The 11500-nt window shown below is 41.5% G+C and carries 10 protein-coding genes; 4 read left to right on the top strand and 6 right to left on the bottom strand.

What is annotated here, in order from left to right; genetic code table 11:
* Window positions 1-117: 117 nt before the first annotated feature.
* Both murD and mraY read right to left on the bottom strand, forming a co-directional pair.
* Window positions 118-1428 carry a UDP-N-acetylmuramoyl-L-alanine--D-glutamate ligase gene (murD, locus tag ACWIUJ_RS04805; protein ID WP_454169316.1) on the bottom strand — a complete coding sequence of 437 codons (1311 nt, stop codon included), beginning with the start codon at window positions 1426-1428 and terminating at the stop codon, window positions 118-120.
* Between the two features lie 9 nt (window positions 1429-1437).
* On the bottom strand, window positions 1438-2529 hold the full coding sequence (gene mraY / locus ACWIUJ_RS04800; RefSeq protein WP_454151256.1) for a phospho-N-acetylmuramoyl-pentapeptide-transferase: 1092 nt from the start codon (window positions 2527-2529) through the stop codon (window positions 1438-1440).
* Window positions 2530-2698: 169 nt separating this feature from the next.
* Here mraY and gpmI point away from each other — a divergent pair, with 169 nt between their 5' ends.
* Window positions 2699-4186, top strand: a complete 1488-nt coding sequence (gene gpmI, locus ACWIUJ_RS04795; RefSeq protein ID WP_454169314.1) for a 2,3-bisphosphoglycerate-independent phosphoglycerate mutase — start codon at window positions 2699-2701, stop codon at window positions 4184-4186.
* Between the two features lie 81 nt (window positions 4187-4267).
* Here the strand turns inward: gpmI and ACWIUJ_RS04790 are convergent, their stop codons facing one another.
* The 4 genes from ACWIUJ_RS04790 to ACWIUJ_RS04775 form a co-directional block, all read right to left on the bottom strand.
* A complete protein-coding gene (locus ACWIUJ_RS04790; RefSeq protein WP_454169312.1) occupies window positions 4268-5104 on the bottom strand; it encodes an outer membrane beta-barrel protein in 837 nt (278 codons plus the stop codon).
* Window positions 5105-5456: 352 nt separating this feature from the next.
* A complete protein-coding gene (locus ACWIUJ_RS04785; RefSeq protein ID WP_454151261.1) occupies window positions 5457-7172 on the bottom strand; it encodes an ABC transporter ATP-binding protein in 1716 nt (571 codons plus the stop codon).
* A 3-nt stretch (window positions 7173-7175) separates the two neighbouring features.
* Entirely contained in the window at window positions 7176-7376 is a 201-nt protein-coding gene (locus ACWIUJ_RS04780) for a copper ion binding protein (RefSeq protein ID WP_454151263.1), read from the bottom strand.
* 21 nt (window positions 7377-7397) lie between these two features.
* The gene (locus ACWIUJ_RS04775) at window positions 7398-9707 is read right to left on the bottom strand and encodes a heavy metal translocating P-type ATPase (protein WP_454169310.1); all 2310 of its coding nucleotides are present in this window, start codon (window positions 9705-9707) and stop codon (window positions 7398-7400) included.
* A 189-nt stretch (window positions 9708-9896) separates the two neighbouring features.
* Here ACWIUJ_RS04775 and hisB point away from each other — a divergent pair, with 189 nt between their 5' ends.
* The 3 genes from hisB to ACWIUJ_RS04760 are packed head-to-tail and all read left to right on the top strand — an operon-like array spanning window position 9897 to window position 11498.
* On the top strand, window positions 9897-10490 hold the full coding sequence (hisB, locus tag ACWIUJ_RS04770) for an imidazoleglycerol-phosphate dehydratase HisB (RefSeq protein ID WP_454151267.1): 594 nt from the start codon (window positions 9897-9899) through the stop codon (window positions 10488-10490).
* Complete coding sequence (locus ACWIUJ_RS04765) at window positions 10487-10987, top strand: KdsC family phosphatase (RefSeq protein ID WP_454151269.1); 501 nt, start codon at window positions 10487-10489, stop codon at window positions 10985-10987. The genes hisB and ACWIUJ_RS04765 overlap by 4 nt, the downstream gene beginning before the upstream one ends.
* Window positions 10962-11498: a hypothetical protein gene (locus ACWIUJ_RS04760; RefSeq protein ID WP_454151271.1), complete on the top strand. Its 537-nt coding sequence runs from the start codon at window positions 10962-10964 to the stop codon at window positions 11496-11498. The genes ACWIUJ_RS04765 and ACWIUJ_RS04760 overlap by 26 nt, the downstream gene beginning before the upstream one ends.
* Window positions 11499-11500: the final 2 nt, after the last annotated feature.

Genomic DNA, 11500 nt, shown 5'->3' with positions numbered 1-11500 from the left:
TTTTAATAACTAAGCCTTAAGCGATTTTAGCGTGTAATTGTAGCGCGTATTTGATAAACTTTTGTTAAATTCACGCATTATTGCCATATAAATGCAAAAACTCCATAACCGCAAGGATTATGTCGTCATAGCATATTGTTTGAAAAGTTCCCCGCGCTCTTTGTAGGAGCGAAATTGGTCTAAACTTGCAGCAGCAGGAGAGAGGAGGGCTACTTCATTATTTTTTAGCACTTTTTTAATGCTTACTACGGCGTCTTGCAAATGCGTGCAAACTTCACATTCAATGCCATATTTTTGACTTAAACGCGCTATTTTTGTTTCATTGCTCCCAATGGCATAAATGCTAATCTTTGCGCCATTGGCGATTTTTCCTTGCATAAAGGCAAAGAGTGGCTCTAAATCCGCACCCTTATCATCACCACCCAAAATAAGGCGTAAATTCTCATATCGGCGCACTGCCTCGATTGTCGCATCGATATTTGTGCCTTTAGAGTCATCGACCCACAAGCGATTGTGAGAATCTCTAAACTCCTCAATCCTATGTGCGCCGATTTTGAAGCGATTGATAAGCGCGTAATCTATTGTGTTGCTTAGAATCTTAGCGATTGCCAAAGCAATGCAAGAATCAAGCAAAAATGGCTCTTTAAAGCCAATGGCGTTTATGTCAATCCCAAATTGCTCTGCGAGATGTTGAGAATCTGTATAAAAATACGCCTTTCCTTGATAGCTTTGAGTGGTGCTATGATTTTGCAACTCTTTAGGCAAAATCGCGCTTGATTCTTTACTCATTCGCGTTAATACACTTAGCTTATCGCTTACATAGTTTTCAAAACTCCCGTGCCAAGTAATATGGTCTTGTCGTATAGGGAGTAATGCGTAAATTTGTGGCGTGGCAAAATGGCTATAATGCAGGCTAAAAGAGCTTGTCTCTAAAATCCAAAGCGGTGTTTTATCCATATACAGCTCACTTAGCGGTGTGCCGATATTGCCACCAGCACGCGCATTAAGAGAATCTAAAAGTAGGGTAGTCATCTCTGTGGTGCTTGTCTTGCCGTTTGTCCCGCTAATCCATACACTACGAGGCTGTATCTCTTGGCTAGATTCTAAAAGGCGGTAAAAAAAGTCATATTCGCTAATGAGGTTTTTAGCACGCGCGAAGTGGTGCGTGGGTGCTATGCCCGGGGATATGATACATATATCCGCATTGCTTAAGTCGCGCTCATTGAGGTTTGAGAGATTATGTGGCGCGGTGGTGCTTGGATTAAACGCGCTTGATGGCAAAAGCTCGTTGCCAAACTCATCACTGCTCGCTTGAGTGAATGTATCATCATAGATTCTCACGCTAAGCCCAAGAGTGTTGAGAAATTTTACTAATGGCTTCATTGTTACGCCATAGCCAAAAATCTTAATATGAGAATCTGCGTGCATTGCGCCTCCTTAGCGTATCTTTAGCGTGATAAGCGCGAGGATATTTGCCAAAATAGAGATAACCCAAAAGCGCACGATGATTTTATTCTCAGCCCAACCCTTTTTCTCAAAGTGGTGATGAATGGGTGCCATAAGGAAGATTCTCTTTTGGCGATATTTGTAACTCCCCACTTGAAGCATTACAGAGAGTGTCTCAAATACAAACACAATGCCAATAAGGATAAGCAAAATTTCATTGCTTGAGACAATCGCCATATACGCGATAAATCCACCTATCGCCAAGCTCCCACTATCCCCCATAAAGACTTCTGCGGGGTGGCAGTTATACCACAAAAATCCAAAAAGAGCCCCGATAAGCGCGCAACTCACTACGATTAGTTCCCCGCCATTGACCACACGCGGATAAAGCAAGTAGTTTGCCAGCTCCAAATGCCCCGCTACATAGACAAACACCGATAGCGTTATTAAAGCAAAAATGCTTGGCACGGTGGCAAGCCCATCAAGCCCATCAGTGATATTGACTGCGTTTGTAGTCGCGCTAAAAACGAGCATCCAAAACGCTAGACAAATAAGTGGCACGAGCACAAATCCCACAGAAAAGCTCAAATGTTCTTTCATGTCAAAGAGCGGGGATTTGACAAATGGGATATAAAACTCCGCACTATGCCCAATATTTACAAGCACCAAGCTCACTACAAATGCCAGCATAAGCAACAAAGCCATTTTCACCCTCGCACTCATTCCAGCGTTTGAACGCGCAGCGATTTTCATATAGTCATCTCTCGCCCCGATGAAGCCAAAGCCAATAAGAGAGCCTATCCCAAGTAACGCATAAGGATTGTGTAAATCCATACAAAATGCGCACGCAAACACCGTGCAAAAGATAAACACCACGCCACCCATTGTCGGTGTGTTTTGCTTGCTTTGATGAGGGATAAACTCCGAAATAGGCTGACTTGCTTTAGTCTTCTTCGCCCACTCTATGAAGTAGGGCATTAGCGCGATACTTATGCCAAATGCTAAAAAGAAGCTAAGCCCCGCACGAAAGGTAATGTATTGAAAAAGGTTAATCCCAAATGTGCTGTATAGATAATAAAGCATTTCCTCTCCAAAAGATTTGCAAATAAGTTTTTATGCAAGCATTATAACCATAAATTTCACAACTCCTTAACTAAAAACGCAAAAAGCAACAAAGTTTGTTTGCGAAATTGAGTATATTTTTTGCTACATTACTCTCACATTAAATTTATAAATCTTATAAGGAAGCACAATGAGCAAAAAAGCCATTTTAGTCATCACTGATGGTATTGGATATAGCCCAAAGACTACTTACAACGCATTTTACCACGCCAAAAAGCCCACTTATGAGTATTTACTCAACAATGTCCCCTACTCAATGGTGCGCACTTATGGGCTAAGCGTGGGATTGCCTGATTCTCAAATGGGTAACTCCGAAGTAGGGCATATGTGTATTGGCTCGGGGCGCGTGCTTTACCAAGATTTAGTGAGAATCTCCCTAGCATTGCAAAATGATGAGATTAAGGGCAATCAAGCCTTTAAAAGCGTGGCAAATAATTGCCAGATAATCCACATAAGCGGACTTTTAAGCGATGGTGGCGTGCATTCGCATATTTCGCACTTGCTTGGCATAGCGGAACTATGTGCGAAAATGCAAAAGCAAGTCTTTTTGCATTTAATCACTGATGGACGCGATGTCCTGCCACAAAGTGCTTTAGGCTACTTAGATTCTATCCAATCGCTGTGTGAAAAGTATGAGAATGTCCGCGTGGCGAGCTTGAGCGGGCGATTTTATGCGATGGATAGGGATAAGCGGTGGGAGCGCATAGAGCAGGCGTATAATGAAATGGTATGCGCCAAAACCCCTATCACGCTAAGTCCAAGCGAGTATGTCAAATCTCAATATAAGCAGGGAATCTTTGATGAGTTTATCACTCCTGTGAGTTTCGCGCCATTTAGCGGTATGCAGGATAATGAGGGTTTTATTTTTATTAACTTTCGCTCTGATAGGGCGAGACAGATTCTCCAAGTGCTTGGAGATGAGAGCTTTAGCGGATTTACACGCACCAAAGCCCCAAAGTTACAGATTGCTACAATGTGTGAATATGACGCAAGTTTCACCTTTCCTGTGCTTTTTAGCAAAGAAAAAATCACAAACACGCTCGCCGAAGTGATTTCAAAGCAGGGCTTAAGGCAGTTTCACACCGCCGAGACAGAAAAATACGCCCATATTACATTTTTCTTAAACGGAGGCATAGAAGAGGAGTTTAGTGGAGAGAAGCGCGAGCTAATCCCCTCCCCAAAGGTCAAAACTTATGATTTGCAACCTCAAATGAGTGCGCCACAAGTGGGCGATGCGGTGTTAGAAGCAATGAGAGAATCGTATGACTTTATTGTGGTAAATTTCGCTAATGGCGATATGGTGGGACATACGGGGAATTTTGAGGCAGGCATAAAAGCCGTAGAAGCGGTGGATACAGAGCTAGGGAGAATTATAAAGCTTGCCAAAGAGCTTGATTATAGCGTGGTGATTACCAGCGACCACGGGAATTGCGAGGAGATGAAAGATGAGTGTGGCAATACGCTTACGAACCACACGGTAGGCGATGTATGGTGCTTCATAGTGGATAAGGAAGTAAAACAGCTCAAAGCAAGCGGGGGGCTTGATAATATCGCGCCAAGTGTGCTAAAGCTAATGGGCTTGCCAGCACCACAAGAAATGAGCGAGTCGTTGTTTTAAGTTAGTATTCAATAAAAGTGGCGTTATAAAGCGTTGTAGAGTAACTAGAATCTAGGAAGTCAAAAGACTTCCTAGAGGTTGTTAAAACCCAAAAGTATAGCGCACAAAGGCATTATAGCTTTGGCGAGCATCGACTTTATGAGTGATTAAACTATTTGGTGCATTGAGCGCGTAGTATGTTTCATAATCAAATATTGTCGTATTAAACATAGGTATCATCGCACCAACTTCGATACTATGATACTTTAAGATATTTGTCCTTACCCCTACATTCCAATTTAGCGCAATCCCAAAGCGTCTATCCTCTGCTTTTGGTTGCGTAACATTATAACTTGAAAGTAAGATTTGATGAAAATCATACATTGTATCAATCCTCTTGCTTTTCCAATATTGGAATCCTATGCCAAGCCCACCAAATACACCAAGGTTAAAGTTCTCTCCTGCGATAATATTAAAGAGTGCTTCAGCGTTTGCTGTAAGGTTGAATTGATAGATAGAGCTTTTTCCACCTTCTAGATTTAAAACTGGCGAAGGGGCTTGCCCAAAGCTCACTGTTGGAGTTTGGAAGGTAAATTGATTGTAATAAAAGCTCCCATACGCTCTAAATCCAAAAAATGGACTAAAGAAATGCTTATATCCTCCTACCACACCATAGCCCGGACCTGTGTTAGTCGAAGTGAATTTTGGTGCTGTGGCTGGGAGAGTATATCCTGTTTGTCTTGGAATATCTTCAGTATAGACCAAATCCCCATACATAACCTGTGCACCCACAAACACACCGCTCTCCTCTGCTTTAACCTGTGTGCTAGCAAGCACAATCGCGCAAAGCCCTGCTAAAAGGAGCTTATATATGCCCCCCCCCCTCAATGACTGAGATTTAAGGCTTGCGCCTAAACTTTCGTTCTTTATAGAACTCATAGGATACCTCCGTAAAAGTGAAATATTAAATCGTCTCATCTCCTTAGTAATTACTTTACAGAATCTTAAACCTTAAGAAAACTTGAAGCAAATGATACAAAAAAAAAAAAAAAACGATTTAATTTAAATCGACATAATACAAAAATTTTTAATCTTTTTCAAGGAAAAAAGTTAGATTTTAATAAATTTTTGCACTAAGTGATTGAAGTGCAATAGAAACAAAAATAATTCCAAAATGAAAGTTTTTCTTGCATTTTTGGTAAAATTTCAATAAATTTTAAGGAAAAGTTAAGTGTAAGCTAAGATTTTGCATTTATTTGGGTTAAGAATTTTTATTGCGTGCTAGAGAAATTTATGATTGCTTGAATATTTTGCCCTCGCGCATTTCCACTACATTGTTTGCGAGTTCGATAGTGCTAGGGCGGTGCGCGATTAAGATGATGATTTTATCTTTTCGCACGGCATTGATTGCTTCTTTGATTAAGTCTTCTGTTTGAGAATCAAGCGCGCTTGTAACTTCGTCTAAAATAAGTATATCGGGGTTTTTATACAATGCACGCGCGATTGCGATTCTTTGGCGTTGCCCTCCGCTAAGATTCGTGCCAAACTCATCTAAAATCGTGTGGATTCCATTAGGGAGGCTTGCGACATACTCTTCCATTTGAGCTTTTTTAAGAGAATCTAGGACTTTAGCTTCATCGATTTGCAAGCCATAAGCGACATTATGCGCAATCGTGTCATTAAAGATAAAGATTCTTTGTGTAACGATTGCGATATTTTCCCGCAGGGATTTTTGCGTGAAGTGCTTAATGTTTTCGCCATTGATGAGAATCTGTCCCTTTTGGACTTCATAAAGGCGCAAGATAAGGTTGATAAGCGTGCTTTTGCCCGAGCCAGATTTCCCCACTAGGGCAGTGATTTGGTTGCGTTTAAAGGTGAGGTTAATGCCTTTAAGCGCGTGTGTCTCCTCGCCACTCTCGCCATAAGAGAACTCCACGCCACGCACCTCTATGGAGTCTATTGGACCTTTAAGCTCTAAGCTCCCATCAGTGATATGAGGCTTTTTATCCAAAATTTCAAAGATTCTATCACTCGCTACAATCGCACTTTGCATATAGCCCCATAGATTGATAAGTCGTTTAAGCGGTGTGTAAATCATAAATAACGCCGTGCAAAATGAAGCAAAAGATTCTGTGGTGATGTTGCCTGCTTGGATTTCTAAAGTGGCGACATAAATAATCGCACCTAGTGCCACTGCGCCTAGCACTTCCATAAGTGGCGAAGTGAGCTCGCCTACTTTGGTGGATTTCATACTTACGCGCAAAAACTCTTTATTTTGTCGCTCAAAGGTTTGAGATTCCAGCTTTTCGCCGTTGCTTGCTTTAATAATTTCTATGTTGTTAAAAATTTCGCTTAGCTTGGCGGTTATATCGGCGTTTTTTTCTTGCAAGGTGCGGGCGTATTTTTTGAGCTTTTTTACAATGAGGTTAATGGGGATTATGGCAAGCGGGATAATCACAAGCCCGATGATTGCGAGCTTGGGGCTTTGATAAAACACAACGACTAAAAACCCTGCAATGGTAGTAATCTCGCGGATAATGTCTGTTACATAGTTTGAGACTGCCATACGAATGATACCAATATCATTGCTAATGCGCGACATTAGCTCGCCCCCGCGCATTTTATTAAAGAATCCTAAATCAAAACTGAGCAGATGTCGAAGCATTCTATCGCGCACTTGACGGACAATGTCTTGCCCAATGTAGCTCATAAAGTAAGATTGGATATACATTCCAAGTGATTTGCAAAAATACACAAACACAATGAGCGCAGGGACGATAAAGGCTAGAGTGTTGTTTCTCGCCATTTCCTCAAAGCTAATGCTAAATAATGGTGTATCTCGCGGGACTTTGCCCTGAAGCGTGCCAAGTAGTGGCTCTACCATATATGCTATACCCGCTTGTGAGAGTGCGGCGAGTAGTGAGCCCGCAATAGCAATACCAAAGCTCACATAATGCCCGCGGATATAAGGAAAAAATTTCCTAAAAAAATCTACAAGGACTCGCAAGGGTTATTTCACCTCAAAGCCACTCTCTAAAATCGCTTCGGTAATTTGCTCTTTATCTGCTGGAGATTCAAACTCCACGCTAACACTCTTTTTAGCTAAATCCACATTGATGAGGCTCACACCATCAATCTCGCCTACGAACTTTTCTACTTTATCTACACATTTTTGGCAGTGCATACCTTCGACATTGAGTGTTACTTGCATTGTTGCTCCTTAGTTGTAAAGTTAGAGAATCTTAAATCCTCTGAGCCTTGCGGCGTTTAGCACCACGGTAATAGAGCTAAAGCTCATCGCAAACGCACAAAACATAGGGTCTAAAAAAATCCCAAATCCACCTAGCGCACCGCACGCAATAGGGATAAAAATGACATTATACCCAAAAGCCCAAAATAAATTCTCTTTTATATTGATAATTGTCGCTTTGCTGAGATGATATGCGTTGAGAATCGCCTTAGCATTTTGGTTATACAAAATAATATCTGCGCAATTTTGCGCTATGTCATTCCCGCTGGCATACGCCGCACTTACACTCGCACTTTTAAGTGCGGCGGCGTCATTTACGCCATCGCCTACCATTAGTACTTTTGCTCCCTCTTTGTTAAGTTTGGTTACATATTCAAATTTTTCATTTGGTTTTGCATTTGCTACTACTTCGTTAATGCCTATAACACTCGCACTTGCTTTCGCACTTCGCTCATTATCCCCGCTTAGCATTGCCACACTTAAACCCTCTTTTTGTAAAGTAGCGATTGTGGGGATAACTTCGGCACGAAGCAAATCAACCAAGTATAACGCGCCTAAAATTTCCCCACCACTTTTGCTATCGTGTGCTAGATATACAGCGAGTTTGCATTCGTTATTGTCAAATTTCTCTACACTAGATTGTGTGAGGTTTGGATTATCAAGTTTTAGGCACTCTACATTTCCAAGCACATAGCCCTTGCCCTTAATCTCGCCTTTAATGCCAAACCCAGCAATAGAGCTAAAGTTATTGACTGCTAGGCTTTGCGCACCTTGTGCTTTGGCGTAATCTTTAAGCGATGTGGCGATGATATGCGTGCTTTGAGATTCTAAAGAATATACGATTGAGAGAAATTCTTTAGAATCTATGAGACTTTGGGAGTTTTTGACTTCTAGTCCTTGTGAAAGCGTGCCTGTCTTATCAAAGACAATATGTGTAATCTCGCTTAGTGCTTGCAAGCAACTCGCATTTTTAAAGAATACCCCCATTTTATTTGCCTTTGCTTTGGCGTGTAAAAATGCCATTGGCGTGGCAAGTCCGAGCGCACAAGGGCAAGAAATCACAAGCACAGCGATAAATATATCTAATCCAAAGGCAAAATCTCGTGCCACCCACCAAAAGCTCCCCGCGCAAAGCGCGATAGTAATCACTAAAGGCACGAAAATTGCCGCGATTTTATCGGCTAAGATTCCAATAGGAGCTTTAGAATCTTGGGCGTTTTGGATAAGGGTAAAGATTTGACTTAGCGTTGTTTGTGTGCCGACTTTAAGCGCACGCACAAAGAGCACAGATTCTAAGTTTAGAGAGCCAGAGTAGATACGCGCTCCTTTATTCTTTAGCACAGGCACGCTCTCACCGTTAATGCTTGATTCATCGACACTGCTACTTCCTTGCACTACCTCGCAATCAAGAGTTATCAAATCATCTGGCAAAATCTTTACTATATCGCCTATGGCAATATCTTGGCTTAACACCTCTTTAAAAGTCGCATTTGCATAGTCGTCTTGCTGTGTGTTTTTGGAATCTGATTCTAGGCGCAGGAGCTTTTTTTGGTTGATTTGTAAGAGAAAATTCGCGCTTTTTTGGGCGTCATCTTTGGAGGCATTTTCTATCGCCTTGCCAATCATCACAAAGCATAAAATCACGCACACAGATTCAAAGTATAAATGCGTGTGCGTGCCAAAAGCAAAGATTTCATACACGCCCTTAAGGCTATACACAAACGCTGCACTCGTGCCAATGGCAATAAGAGAATCCATTGTAGGATTTTTGGCAAACAATGCCTTAAAGCCTTTGAAATAAAAATTCCGCCCACAATGCGCCACTATAAGCGCACCAAAAAGCATTATGCCACAATCAAGCTGAAGCGAAAAGATGTGTGTCCCAAGCATTCCCACAACCGAGAATGTAAGCACTATCGCGCTAAAAAATATCGCTAAGGCTAGCCGTAATTTTGGAGGCAAAAGTTTAGAATCTAGGGCGTTAAATTTTTCAATGAGACTTTGTGGATTTTTGAGATTCTCTTGTTTTTGAGATTCTTTTGGATTATGCAGACTTGGCTCATAGCCCATTTTAGCAATGTAAGAAAAAATTTCTTGCAAAGTCGCTTGGCTACTATCATAAAGAATATGGGCTTTTTGTGTGATGAGATTCACCTCGATTTTTTTGCAATATGGCTTGCGTGAGAGCGCACGCTCTATCCCAGCACTACACGCTCCACAACTCATACCGCTAATGTAAAACTGCGCTTGTGCGTCTTGCTGTGTAGTGGTGTCTTGCTGAGAATCTGTCATATTGCCTCCTTTAAATTTTTGTCTATCGTAGTAGCATTAGGTAAATTTATGTTAATTTTAGGAATTTTTCTTTATATTATACATTACCATTATACAAGTTGTGTCTCATATTTGCATTTAGGGAATTTTTAGATAAAATACCTTTGTTTTAAAGAATGGAATCTAAAAAGTCATTGTAAGGATTAGCAAATGAAGCAAAGCACAATCACACACACACGCAAGACAAAAGAAACAGACATAACCCTAACTCTTAATCTTTATGGCAGTGGCAAGACAAAGATAAAAAGTGGCGTTGGGTTTTTTGACCATATGTTAGAAGCATTAGGTAAGCATAGTTTAATGGACTTAGAAATTCACTGCAAGGGCGATACGCACATTGACAATCACCATAGCGTAGAGGATTGCGGTATTGCGCTTGGCGAAGCATTGCATACAATTCTCTATCCATTAGCTGGTGTAGAGCGGTTTGGCAATGGAAGTGTGGTAATGGACGAAGCGTGCGTAGAGTGCGATATGGATTTGTCAAATCGCGCGTATTTAGTATTTGATACAAGCGCGTGTGAGCTTAAAGGCAAAGTTGGCGAATTTGATGTGGAGTTGGTGGAGGAGTTTTTTAAGGCGTTGTGCTTTAATGCTAATATTAGCGCGCACATTGTCGTCAAACGAGGAAAGAATCTCCACCACATTGTTGAGGCGATGTTTAAGGCATTTGCGCTTAGTTTCCGCCGAGCTATTAGCCCAAATGAGCGCGTAGGCACACCAAGCACTAAAGGAGTGCTGTGAAAAAGACAAAATTACTCTTTATTGATGTCGATGGCACGCTCACGCGTGGCGATGTGATATACACACAAAGTGGCGAGGAGATTAAGAAATTTAACATTAAAGACGGACTTGCCCTTAATGTGTGGAATAATAAGTTGGGGCGTATGAGTGCGATTGTAACGGGTAGGGAATGCGAGATTGTCAAAAAGCGTGCCACAGAGCTTGGAATCCATTATGTCTATATGGGTGTGAGCGATAAGGGCGCGGTGGTGCGTGAGATTCTCACAAAGAGTGGAGTGCAAGCAAAAGAGTGTGCGTGCATTGGCGATGATGTGAATGATTTACCGATGTTTAAACTCATCGCGCAATCTTACGCGCCCAAAGATTGTGCGAATGGAGTGAAAAATCGCGTGAAATACATTCTTAAGACAAAAGGCGGAAAGGGCGCAGTGCGCGAGATGATAGAGCATATTTTACACAAGGAGAGAGATAATGGACTCGCACAATATTTCGCGTAGCGTGTATGGATTTTTTATTATCTTGCTTCTTGCAAGTCTTAGTGCGGTTGTGTTTTTTCGAGACGATAGAGAGCAGATTAAAGATATAGGGCACGAGATTCCAAACATTGAAATCACAAACTTTGATTTTTCTTTATTGCAACTTGATACTTTTGCTTTGCACGCAAAAGGAGAAAAGCTCTTTCGCTTTGCGCAGTATGATGAGGCATTTAATTTCTATGGGTATCAACCAGATTCCCAAAATAAAATCCAAGAAGTTTATGCACCCTATGTCAAGGCACAAGAGAAGTTCTATTATTTTTCTCAAGGGTTGCAATACACAAGCGGAAATGGCTTAAAGCTATGGAGTGAAGATGGCGTATATGATTATAAAAACGCTCTTTTAAGAGGGCGGGGAATCTTTACTCTCAAAAACGCTGGGACGGATTTACAAGGGCAAGATTTGGTGTTTAGCCACCGCACAGGGGTGGTAAGTGGCACAAATTTAGAGGGAACGATTTTATTACAATGATA

The sequence above is a fragment of the Helicobacter sp. 23-1046 genome (genome assembly GCF_053654635.1).
Note: the sequence above shows the minus strand (reverse complement) of the source record. Positions and strands in the feature narration are given on the sequence as shown.